We start from the raw sequence: 25,437 nt of genomic DNA on the forward strand, positions 1-25,437 counted from the left end.
TAATAACTTAGTATTGATATTAATTCATTTTTAAATTAAATTGATATGCTTTGTGTAAATAAAGCAATTTTCGTATAATGGGAGAGAGTAAATTTTACATATGCTTATTTTACAAAGTATATAATAATTTTAATTCTCTATTTCTTATCTCTTTAATACCACTCTATACAAAATTTTATGAACAAAAAAGTTTTTACTATTATTGCGTTAATCGTTATTTTAATATCAATGACGATTTTAATTCGCTCACACAATAGTCAGTTTATCCTACAAGGAGAAGTTGATGCACCGAATGTTAGCGTTGCTTCTAAAGCCAAAGGTAGAGTGCAATTTATTCATGTTCATCGAGGTGATGACGTTAAACCTGGTGATATTCTTATTACTCTCGATAGCCCTGAGCTTTTAGCTCAAGTCAAAGCGGCTGAAGCAGCGCGAGACCAAGCAAAAGCTCAATTAGCACTTTCGGAGCATGGAACTCGTGAAGAAAGCATTCGTTATTATGAAGCAATTCTTGAGCAAGCAAAGGTAACATATGATAATGCTTCCAAAGAATATGAGCGTAACAAAGCTATTTCGGCCAAAGGTTATGTTTCTCAATCTATCTTAGATAATGCTTTAAAAACACGTGACTCAGCTTTTCAACAAGTTCAATCAGCACAAGCTAATTTAGACCAAGCTAAAAATGGAGATCGCATTGAGCAACGTGAAATTTATGCTGCCAAATTGGAAGAAGCCGGAGAGCAACTTAAACAGCTACAAATACAATATGATGATTTACAAGTTAAAGCGCAAGTAGCAGGTGAAATTGGTTCTATTCCTGCTGAAGTTGGCGAATTGTTTAATGCTAACAGCCCATTGTTAACAGTGATTCAATTACCTCAAGCTTATTTCGTATTTAACTTGCGTGAAGATATTATGTCTAATATTCGCAAAGGTGATCATATTATACTTGAAGTACCTGCACTCAATCACAAAGAAATTGAAGCCGAAATTCGTTATATAGCACCAATGGGCGATTATGCAACTAAACGTGCAACAAGAGCAACAGGAGATTTTGATTTAAAAACCTTTGAAGTAAGACTCTATCCTATTGCACCTGTTGAAGGTTTACGTGCAGGTATGAGCACATTATGGAAGCTAGACAAATAATGTTAGATTTCTGGCATCGTTTTAAAGAGGCGTTTAACGCCGAAATACCACAAATTTTTAGGCGGTTTACCTTTCACTGGCTAATGTGGATTATGCCACTAATTATCTTTGTGTTAATTAGTAGTATTTTTTATCGAGGTGTATTATATGATTTACCAGTAGGTTATATTGATCAAGATAAGAGTACTTTATCACGCGAACTCGTGCGTAATCTTAATGCTGCAGCACATGCAGATCTTATCAATTATGATAGCCAACTTTTTGATGCTGAGCGTGATCTGCAAAAAGCAAAAATTTATGCGCTACTTTATATTCCACCTAATTTTGAAGCGGATGTATTATCAGGTCGCCAACCTACACCAATGCTTTATTATAATGCGTTATATTATAGTGCTGGATTATATTCGATCATGGATTATTCTGGGTTGATAGCAACAATCAATACCCAATATCGAACCACCATGGCTACTAGCATTGGCATGCCAGTTCCCCCATTGGCAAAAGTTAACTTTAATTATGATGGTTTATTTAATGCTAGTGGTAACTCAATGTACTTCCAACAATTTTCCGCAGTAGTGCATTTATTGCAGCTATTTGTTGTAACCACAACAATTCACATTTTAGCACAGTTGCCAAAGCGAACTCGTCCTAGCTACCCTTTTGTTTTAGGAAAATTAGCACCTTATACAATTTGGTTTACTATGCTGCTTATTTTTGAAATTGCCATGCTCGTTTTGTTTTCTAATGCGCGTGTATCAGGTTCTCCGTTTGCCATGATGATAGTGGTATTTTTCTATGTTATTGCAGCACAAAGCATTGGTATTTTGCTATACACTTTTACTAAAACTCCTATTGATGCCTATACTTATATAGGTATTTTAGTTGGACTTGCATTAACTTATTCTGGTGTTGTTGTACCTGAACTATCCATGCCATGGATTGCTAGATTTATCTCTTCGCTTGAACCATTAACTTATGCACTAAATAAACTGTTCGATCTGTTTTTGCGTCACTCTAGTTATTTGTCGGTGTTAAAAACATGCGGAATTTTAATGATCTATCCAATTATTATTACCGTGTTAGTCAGAAAGCGTCTAGTAAGACGTTTACATTCACAGTAAGAGGATAAATTTAGATGATTAAAATATTTTGGTCTTCATTTATAAAAATATTCTTTTATCTGTTAGGACGACCAATGTGGTTATTGTTACTATTGTCAGTATCATTAATGAGCCTTGTTTATATTAATGGAACTATCACTAATTTACCGATAGCAATTGTTGATCAAGATCATACTCCAACAAGCCGTGGTTTAATCCGCTCATTAGAAACAAGTTCAAAAATTGATACAATTATTTATGAAAGCTCTCTTCAGGCTTATGATGATATCAATAATCGTAAACTTTTTGCTGTGATCACAATTCCAAGAGATTTTGAAAAGCGTCTAATAAATGGTGAAGAAGTTACAATTCCTGCATATGGTGATGCTTCAAGTCGTTTAGCTAATGGTTTAATACAAGTTGATATAAAAGGGATATATCAGCAGATATTGACCGAATATAATACTAAAATAATGCGTAATAACGGATTTTCAGATAAACAGATCAATATTATTTTATCACCTATAAAAGGTCAAACCGAACCACTTTATAATGCAGGCATCAGTTTTGCCGCCATTACCTTTCCAGGTTTGTTAGTCATGTTGCTACAACACTCTTTTTTAATTGCTTCAACTCGTACTAATATCACTTTAAATTCGCTACCTCAAGGCAAACCGCCTAAAATTGTTGTCTTTGGCAGTTTATGTGGGTTATTACCTATTTGGTTATTTTTATCTATTGTATTATTTGGTTTATGGCCTTGGATACTTGGTTATCGGCAATTAGCTAGCATTCCCGAAATATTAATCATGACATTTCCATTATTGCTTGGGGCGCTAGGTTTGAGCAAATTACTAACAGAATGTTTACGCCGTACTGAGATGATATATCTTACATTAGCATTTTTAACCACACCTGTTTTCTATCTTTCAGGAACCATTTGGCCTATTGATGCAATGCCATTATGGGTGAAATGTGTTTCTTATTCTCTACCTTCAACTTGGGCAACCAATATGATTGCAGGAGTGAATCAAATGGGGTTAAGCTTATCAGATAACTGGCTAAATATATTTATGATACTTTTACTAGGAGTAATATATAGCTCGTTAGGTATTTTTATATCAGCCTTACGAGAAGGAAAAGTTAGAAGTATATTTAGAAAAATGAAAACATTTCGATATTTAAAAATGCGTAGCTAAATGATAAATATGGGTAAAGTGCATATACGGAAAATAATCTGAGTTTTACTGAAGGAGCTTTTTATTAATAACACATTGAATTAATTCAGTATTCCTGTTATTATGATTTATAGTTTTCACTAAAAATAATAACGCTTTGAATGTACAATAAATTTTACCCATGGATTATTAGTTTACGGTTAAAAACCATACCTCTTTCTCTTTCTGCGATATTAGTAGGTAATGCACTAGCTTATTGGCAACATCAATTTAGTTTTTGGATACTACTGTTTTCATTAATTACAGCGTCATTGTTACAAATTCTTTCTAATCTAGCCAATGATTACGGAGATGAAATTAAAGGTAGCGATCAAAACAATCTTACTGCCCATAATCGAGGTATACAATTAGGCTTAATTACACTTAAGCAGCTAAAAATAGCGCTATGGATTAATATTTTTTTATGTATTTTATTTGGGCTGATTTTGCTTATATTTGCTTGTAATAATATTTATGAATTATTTATTTTTATATTATTAGGATTATTATCTATTGTTGCCGCAATAACTTATACCATAGGTAAAAAACCTTACGGCTATATTGGATTTGGCGATCTATCAGTACTTACTTTTTTTGGTTTGATTGGTGTCATGGGGAGTTTCTACTTGCAAACTAAGGTATTCTCTTTATCCATTATTTTACCTTCTTTAGGCTGTGGTTTGTTATCCGTTGCTGTGCTTAATATCAATAACCTTCGTGATATAGAACTAGATCGAAAAAGTAATAAGCGTACTTTAGTGGTAATGATTGGTAAATGTATGGGGCGATATTATCATTTATTGCTATTACTCATAGCATTTTGTTCGCTAAGTTTATTTGCATACAATAAATTACAAACAATCTGGAGCGGTTTGTTTATATTAACATTACCGTTATTTATTAAGCATATTTATATGGTTTTTCAATTTAATACGCACAAAGAAGGGGTACCTTTATTATTACAGATGGTCAAACTTGCTTTATTGACTAATTTACTTTATTGTTTGGGGATTATTTTGAGCTAGTTCACGTTTATTTAATTTTAATATCATTTTACTTGGCATTAGCGTTATACTAAATAAACTTATATATCACAGCAAAAGGAGACTTGATAATGGAGTTTGATACTTCAATTCTTTGCGATTATTACCCAGAAGATGTTAACGTAGTTGAACCAATATTTAGTAATTTTGGTGGCGTAGCATCGTTTTCAGGTCAAGCTGTAACAGTTAAATGTTTTGAAGATAACGGCTTACTATACGAAATTTTGCAATCAGACGGCTCAGGAAAAATCCTTGTTATTGATGGAGGTGGCTCTGTTCGTCGAGCGCTAATTGATGCAGAGCTAGTAGATATTGCTGTTCAAAATCAATGGGAAGGAATAATTATCTATGGTGCTGTTCGCCAAGTTGATTATCTAGCTGAAGCCGACATTGGCATTCAAGCTCTAGCAGCTATTCCTGTTGGTGCTGAAGATCAAGGCATTGGTGAAATTGATATTCGTGTTAATTTTGGTGGAGTGACTTTCTTCTCAGGTGATTTTGTCTATGCTGATAACACAGGTATCATCTTATCTGAAATTGCTCTTGAAATTGAAGATAAATAAAAAATAGTGTGAACCGCCGGTACATATCGGTGGTTTTTATACTTAAACGTATACTTACCTGAAACTTTTTAACAAAAATCTTTAATTTTAAATCACTCGATTACGAATATAACCACCTGTTACCGTCTTTACTAAACCTTCTAGTTCCATATCTAATAATTTGACGCTCACTTCTGAAATCGACATATTTACTTGTTGAGCAATAATATCAATAGGGATAGGTTGATGATGAATCACAGCAAAAATTTCAGGATACAAAATAGAATTATTCTGTTCTTCTTTAAGCTGATTACACGAACTATTTACTGCTGATAAATAACTATAATAATGCTCTAAAATATCAACTGGTTTAGAAACTAAATAAGCGCCTTGTTTAATTAAATAGTGAGTTCCACTACAGTTTTCATTGTTAATATCACCTGGTAAGGCAAATACATCTCGATTTTGTTCAAGTGCATAGCGCGCAGTAATTAACGAGCCGCTTTTTTCTGAAGCTTCAACCACGAAAGTTCCTAAACTTAACCCGCTAATAATTCGGTTCCGACGAGGAAAATAGACGGATCTGGCTTTTTCAAATGGAAAAAATTCGGACACAATAGCTCCACCTTGCTCCAAAATATCATTGGCTAAGTTTAAATTTGATCTTGGTGCAATTTTTGCTAAACCGCTACCTAACACTGCGATGGTATGACCCGATACTTCAAGTGCGCCACGATGGCAAATAGCATCTAATCCAAGCGCTAAACCGCTGGTAATTGTTAAACCATTAATAGCTAATTCACTAGCAAAATATCGTCCCCACTGTGCTCCATATTCACTAAATTCACGACTTCCAACCATGGCTAATTGAGGTGAATGTAATAACTGTCGATTACCTAAAACAAACAACAATAAAGGCGGAGAACAAATTTGTTTAAGTAATAAAGGATAATCGTTATCACAATAAGCAATAAGGTGTTTTTGTGGGTGGGGTGATTCTAACCATTGAAGTATTGGTTCTAAATGAAGATATGATGTTTCATAAAAACGCACTATTTGAACATCCGACAATCCTAGTTTATTTAACAAACAAGGCACATTTTGTATGCTACTTGGTAAACCGTTAGCAAAAAACTGTCCAATTTTTTCAAAAATATTTTGTTTTCCATATCCAACCATTGAAATTCTTAATAAGAATTCATATTTACTCATCATAATCTTTCCGCACTCGTTTTAAATGATTTAGATATCTTGAATTGATAAGATAAATACTACCAATAGCCAACAAGGGCTATTCATCAGTATGATAAATGTTTACAATGAGCAATAGTTTGAATAAACCCGAAATTTGAGGAGTAGATCGAAGAATTTATGGCTATTTTACCGGTATTACGTTTTCCTGATGAGCGACTTCGCAAAGTTGCTAAGCCTGTTACCAAGTTCACCCCTGAGCTACAAACGATCATTGATAACATGATCGAAACCATGTATGACGAAAATGGTATTGGGCTTGCAGCAACCCAAGTTGATGTACATGAACAAATTATTGTTATTGATGTATCAGAAGATAAAAGCCAAGTTTATGTGATCATCAATCCTGAAGTGATAAGCCAAGAAGGTGAAACGGGTATTGAGGAAGGGTGCTTATCGGTTCCTGATTGTCGTGGATTTGTGCCAAGAGCAGAAAAAATCAAAATTAAAGCCCTAGATCGCCATGGCAATCCTTACGAACTTGATGCCGATGAGTTACTTGCTATCTGTATCCAACACGAAATGGATCATTTAAAAGGTAAACTTTTTGTTGATTACCTTTCACCATTAAAACGTCAACGAATTGAACAAAAAATGAAGAAACTTGCTCGTGAGGAGCAACGGAATCAATAAAATTAACCGCCACAGTGATTGGCGGTTAACCTATCTAAAGATAACTATTTAGCAACAATTACCATCGCAGGACGAATTAACCGGCCATTTAAGGTATAGCCTTTTTGGATGGTATTTACTATTTGACCTGATTGATGTTCTGGTGATTCAACCATACTAATTGCTTGGTGCACATCAGGATTTAGTTGTGAATCTTCAGTATTAATCACTTCAATACCAAATTTTTTGACAGTATCTAGGAATGATTTTAATGTCAGTTCTAACCCTTCAACAGTAGCTTTATGCTCAGGGTTGGTTTTATCTGTAGATTCTAAAGCTCGTTCTAAATTATCAATAACGGGTAATAATTCATTAGAAAATTTTTCTAGCGCAAATTTACGAGCTTTATCAACATCTTGTTCAACACGTTTACGAACATTATCAATTTCAGCTCGCGCACGAATCATGGCTTCGCTTTCATTTTTTTTAGCCAACTGTAATGCTTGTTCTAGCTCTGCAATACGTGCATCTTTTGCGTTTAATTGCTCTTCTAGACTTGGTTGCGCTGGAGCTTCTTGCTCTGTTGTTTCTTCAGCTGGTGTGTCAATGTTAGTTTCATTTTCTGACATATTTTTATCTTGCTCTGTCATAAGGTACTCCAAATAATGTAGTCGAAAACTTAGTGAATTACGGTTATTATGGGGACAATTTTTATGATTACAAGCTTATCAGTAAATTGATATGTAATTTTTTGACCTGTGACGAAAAAATACATATTGTTTATATAAAAGAATAACAAGGATATTTTATGAATACACCTTTTAAATGCATTGGTCTCATTGGGCTTCCTCGTAAATTAGAGGCAATCGAAACTCATCAAGTGCTTTATGATTGGCTTGTTAGTCTTGGTATTCATGTGCTAGTTGAAGATCGCTTAGCGGATCATATTCAATTTCCAGTTAGCCATTACGCTTCGTTAGAAGCAATTGGCCAGCAAGCTGACCTAGCCATTGTTGTGGGGGGGGATGGAAATATGCTACGTTCGGCTAGGTACTTGTCACACTATAAAATCAAAGTGATTGGTGTTAATCGAGGTAATCTCGGTTTCTTAACGGATATCTCGCATGAACAAGTAATTGAACAATTAAGTCCTGTTATTGCCGGTGAATATGAGGATGATCCTCGTTTTTTATTAGAAGTTTCCATTTATGATAATGGTAATTTGATTAATTCGAGTTTCGCCGTAAACGAAATTGTCGTCACTCCTAACACTGTAGCGCATATGATTGACTATGATGTTTACATTAATGAACGTAATGCGTTTTCACAGCGAGCTGATGGGTTAATTATTGCAACGCCAACAGGCTCTACCGCTTACTCGTTATCGGCTGGAGGCCCTATTTTAGCGCCTCATTTAGATGCATTAATTATTACGCCAATGTTTCCGCATTCGTTAGCAGTTAGACCTTTGGTTATCAAAGACAATAACCCAATTCATCTTAAATTTCCAACTACTGCGCTTGATTTAAATATTGCCTGTGATAGCCAAATTATTTTACCGGTCAAACCAACGCAAGATGTGATTATTCGTCGATCTTTATATGAATTTAATTTAATTCATACCAAAGATTATGATTATTTTAATAATCTTTCGACTAAGTTAGGATGGTCGCAAAAGATGTTTTAATCTATTTTTGTAAAAAACTTTCAGGAAAGTATGTATTTTAGTATAAGATTACATTTTAAATAACCAATGTCATGATATAAACGGTGAATGATGAAAAGATAGCTGCAATCACATCATCCACCATAATACCAAAACCGCCAGGTATACGTTTATCAAACCAACGAATTGGCCACGGTTTTGCCATGTCAAAAATCCTAAATGCTACAAAGGCTATCGCAATCCACATAACAGAAAGTTGTGGAATAAAAAATAGGGTGATCCACATGCCAACAAATTCATCCCATACTATATGCCCTGAATCGTGCGTATGGGTATCATCCGATGTTTTTTGGCAAATAAAACAACCAAAAATAAAAGTCACTAAAATAAATACCCAGTATAAAGCTGGTTGTAAACCATAAAATAATAGCCAAAGTGGAATCGCCATTAACGATCCCATTGTTCCCGGCATAATTGGAGATAAACCACTACCTAGTCCTACAGCTAAAAAATGAATGGGATTGGTTAACTTGAGGAATTTTTTAAAATCTTTATTTCGTTCTTGTTTTGTCATAATCTAATATTCTTTTAAATAAAATTTGCCGACATTAAGCCGGCAAAAAGAAAGTGCCTAATTTTTTAGCTAAGCATTTAAGTATTGATTATGACAATATTATTCATCTTTGGCTAATGTTGCAACCATTACCGCTTTAATGGTATGTAGCCTGTTTTCGGCTTCATCAAAAACAATACTATGTTCAGATTCAAACACATCATTAGTCACTTCAAGTCCATGGGTTAAACCATATTGAGCTGCCATCTGTTTACCGACGGTAGTGTTCATATCATGAAAAGCTGGTAAACAGTGCATGAATTTGACATTTGGATTATTGGTAAGTTTAATAACATTTTCATTCACTTGATAAGGTGTTAATAATTTAACACGCTCATCCCAAACTTCCTTAGGCTCACCCATTGATACCCATACATCAGTATATAAAAAGTCGACGTCTTTAACTCCTTTGGCAACATCTTCGGTTAAGATAATTTTTGCACCCGTATTTTTTGCTATATCTTGGCACTTTTGTACGAGTTCGGCTTCGGGATGACAGGCCTTTGGTGCAACTAAACGAATTTCCATTCCCATTAAAGCCGCACCTTCCATTAACGAATTTCCCATGTTATTACGGGCATCGCCTAAATAGGCAAATTTAATGCTACTTAATGGGCGATTGCCTATATGCTCTTTCATTGTCATAAAATCGGCTAAAATTTGGGTTGGATGTGCTTCGGTCGTTAAGCCATTCCATACTGGTACACCAGCATATTGGGCTAATGTTTCAACGATCTCTTGACCATAACCACGATACTCAATACCGTCATACATTCGACCCAGCACGCGTGCGGTATCCGCAATTGATTCTTTATGACCGATTTGACTACCACTTGGTCCTAAATAAGTGACATTTGCACCTTGATCAAATGCACCAACCTCAAAAGCACAACGTGTACGGGTGGAGTCTTTCTCAAAAATTAATGCAATATTTTTACCAATCAAATGTTGTTGTTCTTGCCCTTGTTGTTTGGTTTGTTTTAATTCGATAGCAAGATTAATTAATTGATTGATTTCGGTAGGGGTAAAATCAAGTAATCGTAAAAAATGACGCTGATAAAAACCGTGCATGATATAGCTCCTAATAACCGTAATGATGTAAATGATTCTATTTGAATAATTATGCAAATTCAAGTTAAACATCATAATAACCCTAACATTTTACCTTTATGTTGAGATAAGTCTCAAAAATTAGACTTAATTATTAAAATAATTTTTATAATATTGCTTTTTTTGTACAAAAAAGTGTAATAAAATGACCAAATATTGTATCTTTGTAGCTAGGTAAAATTGAATTTTTATTCAAAATTCGTGATAATTCATTCAAAGGATCTTTTAGTCATGCAAACTTATGCCCTCCTTATGTTACAAGATGGTTCGCAATTTATCGGGAAATCAATTGGTGCTGATGGTCAAACAGTTGGGGAAGTGGTATTTAACACCTCAATGACAGGTTACCAAGAAATTCTTACCGATCCGTCTTACTGTGAGCAATTGGTTACATTAACCTACCCGCACATTGGTAATGTAGGAACGAATGATACCGATGCCGAATCGAACCAAGTTTATGCAAAAGGCTTGATTATTCGTGATTTGCCATTATTAGCTAGCAACTATCGAAGCGAACTCAGCCTTTCTAGCTATTTAAAAAAACATAATGTTATTGCCATTGCGGATATTGATACGCGGCGCTTAACCCGTATTTTGCGTGAAAAAGGTGCACAGCATGGCGTCATCATAACAGCAACGGACAAAACGACCTTACTTGAAAAAGCCGAAATAGCTAAACAGCAGGCGATCGATTTTAAAGGATTAAGTGGGCTTGATTTAGCCAAAGAAGTGACTTGTTTGACAAGTTATATTTGGTCACAAGGCATATGGACAAGGCAACAGCAACAGCCTGCTCCAAAACCAGAAAGCCAATTACCATATCATGTTGTTGCTTACGACTTTGGTGTAAAACATAATATTTTGCGAATGTTAGTTGAGCGTGGTTGTAAATTAACTGTTGTACCAGCCAAAACGACAGCAAAACAAGTCCTTGCTTTAAAGCCAGATGGGATCTTTTTATCTAATGGTCCAGGAGATCCTGCACCTTGCAGTTATGCGATTGATGCCATTAAACAGTTTTTAAACACAGATATTCCTATTTTTGGCATTTGTTTAGGTCATCAACTTCTTGCGCTTGCTTGTGGTGCTAAAACTATCAAAATGAAGTTTGGTCATCATGGTGGTAATCATCCTGTTAAAGATCTAGAAAATAATAAGGTAATGATCACTGCACAAAATCACGGCTTCGCTGTAGATGAAGCAAGCTTACCAGCTCATTTACGAGCGACGCATAAATCACTGTTCGATGGTTCATTACAAGGCATTCATCACAATCAAAAACCAGCTTTTAGTTTTCAAGGTCATCCCGAAGCCAGTCCTGGGCCTCATGATGCAGCATCACTTTTTGACCACTTTATTGAGTTAATTAAAATTTATAAGCAGGAGCAATAATCATGGCTAAGCGAACAGATATAAAAAGTATACTAATTATTGGTGCTGGCCCAATTGTTATTGGCCAAGCATGTGAATTTGATTATTCTGGTGCTCAAGCCTGTAAAGCGCTGCGTGAAGAAGGTTATCGTGTTATTTTAGTTAACTCTAATCCAGCCACTATCATGACAGATCCTGAAATGGCTGATGCCACTTATATTGAACCCATTCATTGGATAAGCGTTCGTAAGATTATTGAACAAGAAAGGCCAGACGCCATTTTACCAACCATGGGCGGTCAAACAGCGTTAAACTGTGCATTAGAGCTTGAAAAACAAGGTGTATTAAAAGAATTTAATGTTGAAATGATTGGTGCAACAGCCGATGCTATCGATAAAGCCGAAGATCGAAAACGCTTTGATGAGGCGATGAAAAAAATTGGTCTTGATACCGCTCGCTCAGGGATTGCTCATTCGCTTAAAGAAGCTTACGCCGTTCTTGATCAAGTCGGTTTTCCTTGCATTATTCGTCCATCATTTACCATGGGGGGCACCGGTGGCGGTATTGCTTATAATACCGAAGAGTTTGACGAAATTTGTACTCGAGGACTTGATCTTTCGCCAACCAATGAACTACTTATTGATGAATCATTAATTGGTTGGAAAGAATATGAAATGGAAGTAGTTCGAGACAAAAATGATAACTGCATTATTGTTTGTTCAATTGAAAACTTTGATCCAATGGGTATTCATACAGGTGATTCAATTACGGTGGCTCCAGCACAAACCTTGACTGATAAAGAATACCAAATCATGCGTAACGCTTCGATCGCGGTACTGCGTGAAATTGGTGTTGAAACTGGTGGCTCCAATGTACAATTTTCGGTTGATCCAAAGACAGGGCGATTAATTGTTATTGAGATGAATCCACGGGTGTCGCGATCATCTGCCTTAGCTTCGAAAGCAACGGGCTTTCCTATCGCGAAAATCGCCGCTAAACTGGCTGTCGGTTATACGCTTGATGAATTATCTAATGATATAACAGGCGGAAAAACCCCCGCTTCATTTGAACCGTCAATTGATTATGTTGTCACCAAAATTCCACGCTTTAATTTTGAAAAATTTGCTGGTTGTAATGATCGTTTAACCACACAAATGAAATCAGTTGGTGAAGTGATGGCCATTGGGCGTACCTTCCAAGAATCAATACAAAAAGCGTTGCGAGGGCTTGAAGTTGGCGCTTCAGGATTTGATCCTAAAATTGATAATTATGCTGATGAAAAAAATATCACCAAAATTCGTTATGAGCTCCAAGAAGCGGGCGCTGATCGGATTTGGTATATTGCTGATGCTTTTAGGGCAGGATTCAACTTAGAAGATATCTTTTTACTAACCAATATTGATCGTTGGTTTTTAGTACAAATTGAAGAGTTGGTTAACCTTGAAAATAAGCTAAAGGAACAATCACTTGCACAGCTTGATCAAGAAACATTGTGGCAATTAAAACGTAAAGGTTTTTCAGATTTACGCATCGCCAAACTGCTTAATACCACAGAACAAGCTGTTCGCGATTTACGTCATCAATATCAAATTCACCCTGTTTATAAACGTGTTGATACCTGTGCGGCTGAATTTGCAACAGATACCGCTTATCTTTATTCAACCTATGAGCAAGAGTGTGAAGCTAATCCTCAATTTAGTCGTAAAAAAATTATGATCCTTGGTGGTGGTCCTAATCGGATCGGACAAGGTATTGAGTTTGATTATTGCTGTGTACATGCGGCATTGGCACTGCGTGAGGATGGTTATGAGACCATTATGGTTAACTGTAATCCCGAAACGGTTTCAACCGATTACGATACTTCCGACCGCCTCTATTTTGAATCTGTCACGCTTGAAGATGTGCTTGAAATTGCACATGTTGAAAAGCCAAATGGTGTTATTGTGCAATACGGTGGGCAAACACCGCTAAAACTTGCTCGTGCGCTTGAAGCTGCAGGGCTACCAATTATTGGTACCTCACCTGACGCTATCGATAAAGCCGAAGATCGTAAACGCTTTCAAGAAGTCGTCGATAAACTGAAATTAAAACAACCTGTCAACGCCACAGTGACCGATATTAATGAGGCTGTCATTGAAGCAGAAAAAATAGGTTATCCATTAGTGGTTAGACCTTCTTATGTATTAGGAGGTCGAGCAATGGAAATTGTCTATAATGAACAAGATTTAAGGCGTTATTTTAAAACAGCAGTAAGCGAATCAAATAATGCACCAGTCTTACTTGATCACTTTTTAGATGATGCAATTGAAGTTGATATTGATGTAATTGCTGATGGTGAGCAAATCCTGATTGGTGGCATTATGGAACATATTGAACAAGCAGGCATTCACTCTGGTGATTCTGCTTGCTCACTGCCAACCCACACCTTAACTGCAGATATTTTAGACAAACTACGACAACAAGCCAAACAATTAGCACTTGAACTCAATGTAAAAGGTTTAATGAATGGGCAATTTGCGGTGAAAGATAATCAAATTTATTTGATCGAAATCAATCCTCGTGCAGCTCGCACTGTACCTTTTGTCTCAAAAGCAACAGGTTTACCATTGGCGAAAATAGCGGCTCGCGTGATGACGGGGCAATCACTTGCCAAGCAAAATGTGACTAAAGAGGTGATTCCTCCTTATTATTCGGTAAAAGAAGTGGTATTACCGTTTAATAAATTCAGTGGCGTCGACCCAATCTTAGGTCCTGAAATGCGCTCAACTGGTGAAGTAATGGGAATCGGTAAAACCTTTGCTGAAGCCTTTGCTAAAGCCCAGCTAGGTAGTTTATCCAATATGAAAAAATCAGGGAAAGCATTATTATCGGTTCGCGATCAGGATAAAACAAGGCTGTTAGAGGTAGCTAAACGGTTAATTACTCATGGGTTTAGTATTGATGCAACTATTGGCACGGCAAAGGTATTACAACAAGCAAATATACCATGCCAAGTCGTAAAAAAAGAAAACGAAGGGCGACCAAATATCCATGACCATATAAAAAATGGCGAATATAGCTATATTCTTAATACCACCTCTGGGCGAGCAGCTATTGAAGCCTCAAAAGTATTATGTCGAAGTGCCATTCAATATAAGGTACATTACGATACCACGATGAATGCTGCTTATGCTACAACTGCAGCGCTAGATTACGATCCAGCACAAACTGTAACGCCATTACAGCAACTTTATTGCTAATCACAAAGATAAAGACGAGTATCACTCGTCTTTAAAAATTCCATCCACAATATAATAACTTAGAAATCATGCAATTGTTCTTAATAAACAATAAAATGCTCGTTTTTGATACAGAATAATGTTAATTTATTTGCTATATTTCAATCAATTTAATTAGTTATTATCATGGATATGATTCATTCTTCTGATCTAAAAACGATCATGCATTCCAAGCGTGCCAATATTTATTATTTAGAGCATTGCCGTGTTTTGGTTAATGGCGGGCGAGTTGAGTATGTTACTGAGCAAGGTCAACAATCGTTATATTGGAATATTCCAATAGCTAATACTACCTGTATTTTATTAGGCACGGGAACATCATTAACGCAAGCGGCAGTGCGAGAGCTTTCACGGGCAGGTGTCATGATTGGCTTTTGTGGTGGAGGCGGAACGCCTCTATTTTCATCAACCGAATCTGAATTCGCTTGTCAATTTTTTTCGCCACAAAGTGAATATCGCCCGACAGAATATCTACAAAGTTGGTGTCAATTTTGGTTTGATGATGAACGTCGATTACAAGCAGCTAAATTATTGCAACAAACACGGCTTAATATTATTAGTGAGTGTTGGCCGCAATTTGATTGGGATATTGATAAAACGCAGTTAGCGCATATTCTTACTGATGCAACACAACAATTTACCGATGTTGATAATAGCCAAGCACTTTTAGCCGCAGAAGGGCGAATTAGCAAACGTCTTTATAGCATGGCAAATCAATTAACCTTACAAGATGACAAATTTAAACGGGAACAAGGCACACGAGGCAAGAGTCATGATCCCGCTAATCAATTTTTAGACCATGGTAACTATTTAGCTTATGGACTCGGCGCAACGGCTTGTTGGGTGTTAGGTCTCCCTCATGGACTTGCTATTTTACACGGAAAAACTCGCCGGGGTGGATTAGTTTTTGATGCGGCAGATATTATTAAAGATGGCATTGTATTACCTCAGGCCTTTTTATCAGCCAAACAAGGCGATAGTGAAAAAGAATTTCGTATGGCATGTATTGCGCAATTTGCTCAATTAGGTGCACTTGATAGGATTATTGATACTTTAAAACAGATAGCAGATCAAATATGAATATTTTACTTGTTAGTCAATGCAAAAAAAATGCCTTAACCGAAACAAGGCGGATTATCGATCAGTTCGCTGAGCGCTGCGGTGAACGAACATGGCAAAGCCCAATGACCGAAGCAGGGTTACAAACGCTCTATAAATTATTACGCAAAACTGCACGAAAAAATACTGCTGTTGCATGTTACTGGACACATGGTAAAAATTTAACTGATCTTTTGTGGATTGTGGGTGATCGCAGTCAGTTTAATCAAGAGGGACGAGTCCCAACTAATCGTACTAAACGTAATATTTTACGCAGTGACAGCGAAAATTGTTGGCAATATGCAACCAGTATCCAATTAATTACAACCATAGCGGCACTACTTCATGATTTAGGTAAAGCAACGATTGGTTTTCAATCTAAATTACGAGCAGAAACGGCTGTGGCGGCTGATCCTTACCGACATGAGTGGATTTCGTTACAATTATTTTTATTAATGATTCAAGACTGCACCACCAACGAAGCCTTATTTGATCGATTAGCGCATTTTGATCAATACCGACAACAGAATCCTAATTGGTACCAGCAACTAACCAAAGTCGACAAAAATGATCTCACGCAGTTACCGTTATTGGCACAATGGATTGCGTGGCTCATTGTGTCGCATCATCGAATGCCGTTTTTAACGACTTCATTAGATGGTGATAAAAAAAAGAAACAAGAAAAAGATTCATATCTCTCAGGCTTAAAAATAACTACCTTTTATAAAATATTGAATGCAGTTGATGGGTGGGTTAAAAATAGTCATAGTCAGCATACTTCGCCCGATGATTTTTGGCAGCTTAAGAGCGATATTACCTTAAGCCAGCTTTGGCTGAAAAAACTAAGCCGTTATGCAACCAAAGCCATAAATCATGTTCCCTTAATGCAATTGTCTAATATTGACGCGTTTTTATTGCATATTTCACGTTTAAGCTTAATGGTGGCTGATCATAACTACTCAAGTTTATCTTTATCAAATGACGAGGCAAAAAAAAATAGGGCAATACTGATTGCCAACACAAATTACCAAAAAGAAGCCAAACAGTGTTTGGATGATCATTTGGTCGGTGTTGCTAATTTTTCAGCCCGTTTTGCTCGTTTATTACCTAAAATAACCACGGAATTACCCGCAATCAATCAACATAAACCTTTTACCAAACGAACAACTATAAAACGATTCCAATGGCAAAATCATGCTTTTGATTTAGCAAAAAGTTATCAACAACTATCTGATGAATGTGGCTTTTTTGGTGTTAATATGGCATCGACTGGCTGTGGTAAAACCTTAGCCAATGGGCGGATTATGTATGCGCTTTCAAATCCAAAACGGGGCGTGCGTTTTACCATTGCATTGGGATTACGTGTTTTAACGTTGCAAACAGGTAAAGCATTAAGAGAAAGATTACACTTAAGTGATGAACATCTGGCGATTTTAGTGGGTGGGCGAGCCACAAAAACCTTGTTTGAACTGAGTAGTGAAGAAATTCAACAAAACGATTCTCAAAAAAAATCAGAAAACCAAGGTAGTGAATCTATCGAATCGTTACTTGATGAATATATTGATGTAGCAGAAAGTGGTATTGCGGATTGTGAATTAGGTACTATTATTGAAGACAGTAAAGCACGACAATTACTTTATGCACCTATTGTGACATGTACAATTGACCATATTATTCAAGCTAGCGAATGTAGCCGAGGCGGTAAATATATTGCACCAACGTTAAGATTGTTAACCTCAGATTTGATTTTAGATGAACCTGATGATTTTGATCAACACGACTTGCCAGCGCTGGCGCGTTTAGTCCATTTAGCTGGATTGTTTGGGAGCAAAGTACTACTGTCATCGGCGACCTTAACGCCAGATTTAATTGCTGGATTATTTGATGCTTACCAAGCAGGGCGAAAAATTTGGAATCAAAATAACCAATATGCCAATAATGCCATTGTATGTGGTTGGTTTGATGAATATGAACAGTCGATATCACAAATTGCTGATACTAAAACGTTTAGCGATCATCATCAACAATTTGTAGCAATGCGCATTCATCAATTAGCACAAAGCGCAGTTCGTCGCCAAGGGCATATCTTAGATCTACTGAATTACCAAGAAAATAAAACAGAAAACCAAAAAATTAATTATGGTGTGCTAGCTAAACAATTATTAGATCAAGCTTATCAATTTCACCAAGATCATCATCAAATTGATAAAAAATCACAAAAAAAGGTAAGTATCGGTTTAATGCGTTTTGCCCATACAGCAGATGTTATTTCACTTACCGAACAAATTTACGAACAAAAGAAGTTACCTAGTGATACTGCTTTTCATATCGTGGTTTATCATGCTCGACAACTGCTGTTATTGCGTAGCCAGTTAGAAGAAAAACTTGATAGAATTTTAAATCGCAGTGATGAACAGGCTCTATTTAGCCAACCCGAAATTCGCCAATCTATAAAAGGTAGTAAAAAAGAAAATCATATCTTTATTGTGATTGGCACACCAGTCACCGAAGTCGGGCGTGATCACGATTATGATTGGGCGATTGTCGAACCATCATCCATGCGCTCTATTATTCAGTTAGTAGGGCGAGTATGGCGTCACCGACCACAAAAAATTGCACAAAAGGCCAATGTGGCCATATTAGGCTCGAATTTAAAAGCAATTGAATCTAAGTATTGTACGGATAAAGCCTGTTTTACTAAACCGGGGTTTGAAGAAAAACCATTATTTTTGCTGAAAACCCATAAAACCAATGAACTAATTCCAGTTCATCAGTTAGTAAATATTGATGCGGTTCCACGTATTAAGTCCTGCCCTGAAGATGGGCTAACGCTAGCTGAATTAGAACATAAGGTCATGGCAGATCTTTTTGCAATTAATGCCCGTAAAAGTAATTATGTGACCAGCTATTGGCAACAAGGCTTAGCTCATCACCATTGTGTGCATTTACAGGCGATTTCGCCATTTAGAGGAAATGATAAGACACAAGATGAATATATTTGCCAACTCGACGACGATGGCGATTATCAATTTAGCTATGCAGATATCGCATGGCAAACACCAGATGAGCGCTGCGAAGATACACAAAATAGTATAATTGAATATAAAAACTGGTCATTTGATAATCCTAATATCCAACCTTGGCTAATTAATAGTGTCGGGCAAGCCATAGCAAAAGTAACCGAATATTTCCCAAATAAAACGCCATATCGCTTAGCAAATGAATTTTGTAGCGTAAGCTTATATCGCAATTGCAGTTGGTGTTTTCATCCTTATTTAGGATTTTATGAAAAGAAAGGATAAAAGAATATCAGTTTTTATACTGAAACACATAGTTACCTGAAACTTTTTGACAAAATATCGTCAGGTGAATAATAGTCGCTAGTAAAAGGTAGGGAATTCTTTTATACTTGATGATACTGCTGTGTAAGCAGTTTAGAAAATGTAAAGTTAAACGTGCATCAATAGTAGACACTTCAATGCCGTATAGGTGGTCTTTTGTATAAAAGTAGAAATTTCTGTATAACTGGTTGATTTTAATAAAAATAAAAATTAAATAAAATCAATGCTCTACCTGAGCGATTTTATGGGCGTAATACATCTTATAACATGGTAAGGATTATATGTTCATTGGTTGTTAGGTAATTCACTAATTCCTTGGTTTAGAAATTATCACCAATATTCATGATATTCACAAAAGTTAAGACTTACAAAACCTAACACCATATGCTAATTAAAAAATTGCATAAAAAACTAGCCAAGTTTTTTTAAAATGGCTATACTTTAACCTCCTTAAAGGAATAGTTTATTAAACAATCAAATAAACATAAAAATTAAAATAAATCATTAATTTACTTGACAGGTGAACCGTAATGCATTATCATTTTAGACACCAGACACCAGACACCAGCACTGGCAAACCTATGTCTTAAATTTATCAGATAAACACACTAGTTGGATTTTTAACTCCGCCACGTTTATATCTTCAAAGTTATTTTTCAAATTATTATCAAAATTATTCCGAAAAGTTCCGTTAGTATTGGTATTGTTATTATTGTCTTCTTTATGGAATGTACAGGCGAATGGCAAAAAGGTTCGAACGGGTAATCGTAGTGATGCAATAATGCTACAACTGTCGCAGCCAGTTATCAATTATGTAAGACCGAATCTAATTTTGGGTAAAGATAAATACGCAGGCCCAGCTGACATATGGAATCCTAAGAAGGGCTTTTTAGTTCAATCAATCAATCCTGAATCATACAATTTAAATTTCCCGACTACAGGAGCGCATAATTTATATTTTGATTTACTTATAACAGGAATAGATGTGAGAGACTTGACATGGGAACCGGTCACGCATGAGGGAATTACAGCAACAGTGACAAATGATGTAGTTTGTGACAGTTGGATTCCTTATGAGGATTGTAAAGAGTGGGTAGCACGTGTTAAGTTAACAGGTCCAGTGGCAAGATATCGATGGGACAATCCTAAACCTAGTGTAGTTAAGCCAAGGTTACCGCAAACGTTTGAGTTAGTGGGTAGAGATATATATGACGTTGAGGTAGTAAAATATGGATTTGTGTTGAAGCAGTGGTTCATCCATCGGGGTGATAAGAGCTATTATTATGATATGTTAAAATGGTGTCATAATATAGGCTACCATATGCCAAGGGTCAGAGATTTAACCAACGCGGTTAATGTTAATAACGGAGGTATTCTTCCTCCTGTTGTAGGTGCTAGCCCATCTTCGCCATATAATAATTACATGCGTCATATTGATGCCGGCTTTTTTTCCGAGTGGGGCGTCGTGGACTTCTACAAAGGTGCCGACTTTGGCCGCAACTACCACTTGTCGAGCGAGGATGAAAATAATAAGAATACTTCCTTCATGTACGTTGTGGACTCGGCCTATGGCGATATTAGGACGGGCAGCTCAATGGGCAGCTTTTATGTTGTTTGCGTCTCGGACCTCAGACCTTAGTCCTTATTTCCTAGTCCTTAGGTCGCCGAGGCCAATATTTAGAAATTCCTATTTTGATACTTTAACTATCATAAAATTGTTTACCGCCGTGTAGGCGGTTTAGAAATATGACGTAAAAACAATAAAAGGGATCGCAGACTTCAATGCCGTGTAGGTAATTTAGAAATGAGTGTTTCTAGTTTTTATTAACTGAAACACTTCATTATTAGTATTATAAAGTAACTATTCTGTGCCAATTTGCGTGCTCATTTTTATCTCTCGATTATCGGTGATTTCTAAATTCGATAGCACCACTAATTGAGGAAAGTTTGGTCTTAGAAATTGTGAAAGCATAGGTCTTAATGAATGGTTCACTAATAACACTGGTGGTGCACCGATAGCTTCTTGTTGATGAATGGCTTGTTTAATTTGCTCGACAATGTGTTCGGCTAGCCCTGGTTCAACATTGCTGGTATTTTGGAGTGCTTGTAATAACAAACGTTCTAAATTGATATTTAATCCTATTACATTGATTGGCTCAGATCCAGGAAACCATTGTTGTGTGATGACTCTTCCTAAAGCAATTCTTACCATACTTAGTAGCTGATAAGCATCATTTTGGGTTGGTGCGTACTCACAGATGGTTTCAATAATGGTACGCATATCACGGATTGACACTTTTTCAGCGATCAAGTTTTGCAATATTTTATGAAATGTGGTTAGTGTAACAACACCAGGAATAAAGTCCTCCACTAATTTCGGCATATCTTGTTTTATTCTGTCGAGCAGTTCTTGAGTTTCTAAACGTCCTAATAAGTCGCTAGCAAATTGCTGTAATAAATGATTAAAATGAGTAGCAATCATGGTGCTTGTATCAACAACGGTATACCCCAATATTTGTGCATTTTCTTTATTACTTTCATCTATCCATATCGCTGGTAATCCAAAGGCAGGTTCGGTTGTTGGAATGCCCTCAATGGTTTCAGTTACATTACCGGGATTGATCGCTAACCATTTATTATTAACAATTTCACCTTTGCCAATTTCACCACCTTTTATAAATATCTTATATTGATAAGGTGCTAATGAAAGATTGTCTCTTATATGAACTTGAGGTGGTAAAAAACCCAGTGTTTGAGCAAATTTTTTGCGTAAACTACGAATTCGCCCTAACAACTCACCATTTTGAGTTTGATCTACCATGGGAATTAATCCATAACCAACTTCCATTGCCAATATATCTTCAATATTAACATCTGACCATGTTGCTTCTATATTAGCTGGCGTGGTTGCTTGTACATTAGCTTGTTTGGGTGCCATTTTTTGTTCTGTCTTTTTCTGTTTAGTTAGCCACCAAGATATGATTAATAAAATAGCAGTAAAGAGTAGAAAAACTAAATTTGGCATACCCGGAATTAGTCCAAGTAAACCAATGACGACAGCTGTTAAAATCAATACTTGAGGATTATTAAAAAGCTGTGTAATCATTTGATCACTGATGTTATCTTGTGATGTGACTCGAGTAACAATAACGCCAGCTGCGGTTGAAATAATGAGTGATGGTATTTGTGCTACCAAACCATCACCAATAGTTAGTAAAACATAGGTTTCGCTAGCATCAGAAAAAGCCATACCGTGTTGAACAACTCCAACTAATAACCCCCCAATAATGGTTATACCCATTATTAATAATCCCGCAATCGCATCACCACGTACAAATTTACTGGCACCATCCATTGACCCATAAAAATCGGCTTCTTGAGAAACTTCGGCTCGACGGGCTTTAGCTTCATCTTCACCAATTAAACCCGCATTCAGATCGGCATCAATAGCCATTTGTTTTCCGGGCATGCCATCTAACGCAAAGCGTGCGCCCACTTCAGCTATTCTACCTGCTCCTTTGGTGATGACCATAAAGTTGATAATGACTAAAATAATAAATACCACAATACCAATAGCAAAATTACCACCAACCAAAAAGTGTCCAAAAGCCTCAATAACCCGCCCAGCAGCAGCACTACCGGTGTGACCTTTTAATAAAACGACCCGCGTAGAAGCAACGTTTAACGATAATCTTAATAAAGTTGCAAATAATAAAACGGTCGGGAATGCTGCAAAATCAAGCACTCTTTTAGTAAACAATGCTACTATCAAGATGATAATTGATAATGTAATATTAAAAGTAAAAAACAGATCCAAAATAAATGCAGGTAGTGGTAATACCATCATCGAAAGAATCAATAAAATTAGCAATGGTCCAGCTAAGACTTGATAATGCCCATTTTTTAATGTATTGGTTGATAATAAATTAAGTAGTTTAGATTTAATCATAAGACTAGTTATTACCTTTATTTATTTACGGATAATGACTCAGGTATGGGTAAATTATTTGGCGCTATTGGTTTATCGCCACCATATTTATACCAATGTTTCAATTGATAAACCCACGCTAGAATTTGGGCAACCGCGGTATATAATTCGGTTGGTATTGTTTCGCCTATTTCACCATGACGGTATAAAGCACGGGCAAGCGGTGGCGCTTCTAACTGGGGGATATTATGTTCATTAGCAATTTCTTTGATGCGTAACGCAATTTTATTTGTTCCTTTTGCTAATAATTTTGGAGCAATCATTGTTTTTTCATCATATTGCAGAGCGACGGCATAATGCGTTGGGTTGGTAATAATCACATTAGCTTTAGGTACATCTTTCATCATACGGCGTCTAGCAATAGTCTGTTGCATTTGACGAATGCGCCCTTTGATTTGTGGGTTTCCCTCTTGTTCTTTAAATTCATCTTTAATTTCTTGTTTTGACATTTTCAGTTTCTTTAAATTACTCCATATTTGATAGAAAATATCAAAACCAACCATGGGTATTAAAGATATAACACTAAAAATTCCACAAAGAATCACTAGCTGTATTGCTTTAGTTAATGCGCTATTTAAATGCATATTGGGTAACGAAAGCATGTGAGGAAAATGGTGCATTACAAACAATGTTGAAGCTATAGAAATAAAAATAACTTTAAGTATGCTTTTTAGTAATTCAGAAAAAACTCTAATACTAAATATTCTACCAAATCCAGATATCGGATTTAGTTTTTGAAAATTAGGCTTAATTGATTGCAGGCTAAATAGTAAACCGCCAACACAAAGTGGTGCAAATATAGCAACGATAACTAGACCAAAAAAAATGGGTACAATTGCCCAAAAACCATCGGTTAATAAGTTAACTAAATTGAAGACGATTAACTTATCATCCTCTATTTTATACGAAAACTTCATTGCTGTTTTAATGATCGTAGTTAACTGGTTAACTAAGTGTGATCCCATTAATCCAAATAAAATAATACCTATTAACAAAATTAATAACGAAGTTAATTCACGAGAACGAGGGATCTGCCCTTTTTCTCTAGCTTTTTTTATTTTGCTATCGGTGGGGTGTTCGCTTTTATCTAGATCACTATCGTCAGCCATGATGAAGTTAAATAAAACGCTATAGTTTAATAAAGATTTACAATACTAACAGTATGAACTAATTACTACTGGGTTGTTGGCTTAATAAGAGGGCATTTTAGGGGGTATTTATGGCGTTTACCGTCAATAAATATTAATTTTTTAAACTTTGGCTCGTTTTGACGAAATAATTTCAGTTTGTTGATAGCCACTATTAGTATAAACAGCAGGACTTTTAATACTTTTAAGATAGTTGATTGATTGCTGGGTTAGATTCATGCGGTTTTGAATAATTAGCCCATTATCACGATTTATATCTGCTAATAATTTTGTTGTATCAGTAATTGATAGCCAAAGAGCTTCGATTGTAGGATTTTCTTTATAGGGTGGTTGAATATTAAATTGTTCACTTAGTTTTATGCGTTCTTCATCCAGTAGCTTTAGTTGAATTAGTAATTGGCTTTTTTTGTTAATAGTTTCACTTAACTGGTTTGTTGAACTATTTTCAATTAATATTTTTTGCTCTGATTGTAGAATTTCTGAAATTGTTTGTAACATCTCAGCTATTTTATTTAGGATGTCATTAAGTGCTAACATTTTTTATCCTTATAATTCTGTCTTATTTTTAAAAATCTTCTAGTAATTGTTTAATTAATTTATCTGCAATTTTATGTGTATCAATAACCAATGTTCCGTTGGATATGGACTGTTTTATTTTTTCAATTTTTTCTACATCGATATCTTTGTTGGTTGAATGTAAAAGGTGTATTGAATTTTGATTTATACTCACGTTAGTACTTATATTAGTACTGTTTTTAGTTTGTACAGATGCATTGTGAGTATTTTGTTGTTCGTTAATTACATCGCGGCTTACTAGCCCTGTTATGGCTGTAACGGATTTAGTTGCATCTATAGTCATAAAATACCTTTAATCAAATTTAAGATTTAAGTGATTTGTATAATTTTATTA

At 35.8% G+C, this 25,437-nt stretch carries 20 protein-coding genes; 12 read left to right on the plus strand and 8 right to left on the minus strand.

Features of this window, described 5'->3' with window-relative positions; all coding sequences use genetic code 11:
* Positions 1 to 177 precede the first annotated feature (177 nt).
* The 5 genes from A9G32_RS11780 (at position 178) to rraA (ending at position 5,072) form a co-directional block, all read left to right on the plus strand.
* Positions 178 to 1,149, plus strand: coding sequence for an HlyD family secretion protein (locus A9G32_RS11780; RefSeq protein WP_065590594.1), 972 nt, complete (start codon positions 178 to 180; stop codon positions 1,147 to 1,149).
* The gene (locus A9G32_RS11785) at positions 1,131 to 2,270 is read left to right on the plus strand and encodes an ABC transporter permease (RefSeq protein WP_194240465.1); all 1,140 of its coding nucleotides are present in this window, start codon (positions 1,131 to 1,133) and stop codon (positions 2,268 to 2,270) included. Before A9G32_RS11780 ends, A9G32_RS11785 begins: the two co-directional genes overlap by 19 nt.
* A gap of 17 nt (positions 2,271 to 2,287) precedes the next feature.
* Positions 2,288 to 3,448, plus strand: coding sequence for an ABC transporter permease (locus A9G32_RS11790; protein ID WP_065590638.1), 1,161 nt, complete (start codon positions 2,288 to 2,290; stop codon positions 3,446 to 3,448).
* Between the two features lie 140 nt (positions 3,449 to 3,588).
* The gene (locus tag A9G32_RS11795; RefSeq protein WP_065590595.1) at positions 3,589 to 4,491 is read left to right on the plus strand and encodes a 1,4-dihydroxy-2-naphthoate polyprenyltransferase; all 903 of its coding nucleotides are present in this window, start codon (positions 3,589 to 3,591) and stop codon (positions 4,489 to 4,491) included.
* A gap of 89 nt (positions 4,492 to 4,580) precedes the next feature.
* A complete protein-coding gene (gene rraA / locus A9G32_RS11800) occupies positions 4,581 to 5,072 on the plus strand; it encodes a ribonuclease E activity regulator RraA (protein WP_065590596.1) in 492 nt (163 codons plus the stop codon).
* 87 nt (positions 5,073 to 5,159) lie between these two features.
* Here the strand turns inward: rraA and dprA are convergent, their stop codons facing one another.
* Complete coding sequence (dprA, locus tag A9G32_RS11805; protein ID WP_141672756.1) at positions 5,160 to 6,266, minus strand: DNA-processing protein DprA; 1,107 nt, start codon at positions 6,264 to 6,266, stop codon at positions 5,160 to 5,162.
* Between the two features lie 156 nt (positions 6,267 to 6,422).
* Between dprA and def the strand changes: the two genes are divergently transcribed.
* Positions 6,423 to 6,935 (plus strand): peptide deformylase, encoded by a 513-nt coding sequence (gene def / locus A9G32_RS11810; RefSeq protein ID WP_065590597.1) that lies wholly within the window; start codon positions 6,423 to 6,425, stop codon positions 6,933 to 6,935.
* A 44-nt stretch (positions 6,936 to 6,979) separates the two neighbouring features.
* On the opposite strand, the gene grpE is transcribed toward def, so the two are convergent.
* Complete coding sequence (gene grpE, locus A9G32_RS11815) at positions 6,980 to 7,564, minus strand: nucleotide exchange factor GrpE (RefSeq protein WP_034909401.1); 585 nt, start codon at positions 7,562 to 7,564, stop codon at positions 6,980 to 6,982.
* 158 nt (positions 7,565 to 7,722) lie between these two features.
* Here grpE and nadK point away from each other — a divergent pair, with 158 nt between their 5' ends.
* Positions 7,723 to 8,601: an NAD(+) kinase gene (gene nadK, locus A9G32_RS11820; RefSeq protein WP_065590598.1), complete on the plus strand. Its 879-nt coding sequence runs from the start codon at positions 7,723 to 7,725 to the stop codon at positions 8,599 to 8,601.
* A gap of 55 nt (positions 8,602 to 8,656) precedes the next feature.
* Here nadK and A9G32_RS11825 read toward each other — a convergent pair whose 3' ends face one another.
* A complete protein-coding gene (locus tag A9G32_RS11825; RefSeq protein ID WP_034947327.1) occupies positions 8,657 to 9,154 on the minus strand; it encodes a phosphatidylglycerophosphatase A family protein in 498 nt (165 codons plus the stop codon).
* 99 nt (positions 9,155 to 9,253) lie between these two features.
* Entirely contained in the window at positions 9,254 to 10,264 is a 1,011-nt protein-coding gene (gene argF, locus A9G32_RS11830; RefSeq protein ID WP_065590599.1) for an ornithine carbamoyltransferase, read from the minus strand.
* Between the two features lie 270 nt (positions 10,265 to 10,534).
* Between argF and carA the strand changes: the two genes are divergently transcribed.
* From carA to A9G32_RS11855, 5 genes are all read left to right on the plus strand, one after another.
* Entirely contained in the window at positions 10,535 to 11,695 is a 1,161-nt protein-coding gene (gene carA, locus A9G32_RS11835) for a glutamine-hydrolyzing carbamoyl-phosphate synthase small subunit (protein ID WP_065590600.1), read from the plus strand.
* A gap of 2 nt (positions 11,696 to 11,697) precedes the next feature.
* Entirely contained in the window at positions 11,698 to 14,913 is a 3,216-nt protein-coding gene (carB, locus tag A9G32_RS11840) for a carbamoyl-phosphate synthase large subunit (protein WP_065639641.1), read from the plus strand.
* A 165-nt stretch (positions 14,914 to 15,078) separates the two neighbouring features.
* Complete coding sequence (gene cas1f / locus A9G32_RS11845; protein ID WP_065590602.1) at positions 15,079 to 16,032, plus strand: type I-F CRISPR-associated endonuclease Cas1f; 954 nt, start codon at positions 15,079 to 15,081, stop codon at positions 16,030 to 16,032.
* On the plus strand, positions 16,029 to 19,352 hold the full coding sequence (cas3f, locus tag A9G32_RS11850) for a type I-F CRISPR-associated helicase Cas3f (protein ID WP_065590603.1): 3,324 nt from the start codon (positions 16,029 to 16,031) through the stop codon (positions 19,350 to 19,352). The genes cas1f and cas3f overlap by 4 nt, the downstream gene beginning before the upstream one ends.
* A 736-nt stretch (positions 19,353 to 20,088) precedes the next feature.
* Positions 20,089 to 21,030, plus strand: a complete 942-nt coding sequence (locus A9G32_RS11855; RefSeq protein ID WP_176701353.1) for a hypothetical protein — start codon at positions 20,089 to 20,091, stop codon at positions 21,028 to 21,030.
* Between the two features lie 222 nt (positions 21,031 to 21,252).
* Here A9G32_RS11855 and flhA read toward each other — a convergent pair whose 3' ends face one another.
* The 4 genes from flhA to flgM all read right to left on the minus strand — a co-directional run bounded on the left by flhA (position 21,253) and on the right by flgM (position 25,386).
* Entirely contained in the window at positions 21,253 to 23,340 is a 2,088-nt protein-coding gene (flhA, locus tag A9G32_RS11860) for a flagellar biosynthesis protein FlhA (protein WP_065590605.1), read from the minus strand.
* A gap of 17 nt (positions 23,341 to 23,357) precedes the next feature.
* On the minus strand, positions 23,358 to 24,488 hold the full coding sequence (gene flhB, locus A9G32_RS11865) for a flagellar biosynthesis protein FlhB (RefSeq protein ID WP_065590606.1): 1,131 nt from the start codon (positions 24,486 to 24,488) through the stop codon (positions 23,358 to 23,360).
* A gap of 141 nt (positions 24,489 to 24,629) precedes the next feature.
* Positions 24,630 to 25,064 carry a flagella synthesis protein FlgN gene (locus A9G32_RS11870; RefSeq protein ID WP_034909433.1) on the minus strand — a complete coding sequence of 145 codons (435 nt, stop codon included), beginning with the start codon at positions 25,062 to 25,064 and terminating at the stop codon, positions 24,630 to 24,632.
* A 28-nt stretch (positions 25,065 to 25,092) separates the two neighbouring features.
* The gene (gene flgM / locus A9G32_RS11875; RefSeq protein WP_065590607.1) at positions 25,093 to 25,386 is read right to left on the minus strand and encodes a flagellar biosynthesis anti-sigma factor FlgM; all 294 of its coding nucleotides are present in this window, start codon (positions 25,384 to 25,386) and stop codon (positions 25,093 to 25,095) included.
* Positions 25,387 to 25,437: the final 51 nt, after the last annotated feature.

This window comes from Gilliamella sp. Gris3-2 (genome assembly GCF_001690345.1).
GTDB lineage: Bacteria > Pseudomonadota > Gammaproteobacteria > Enterobacterales > Orbaceae > Gilliamella > Gilliamella bombi.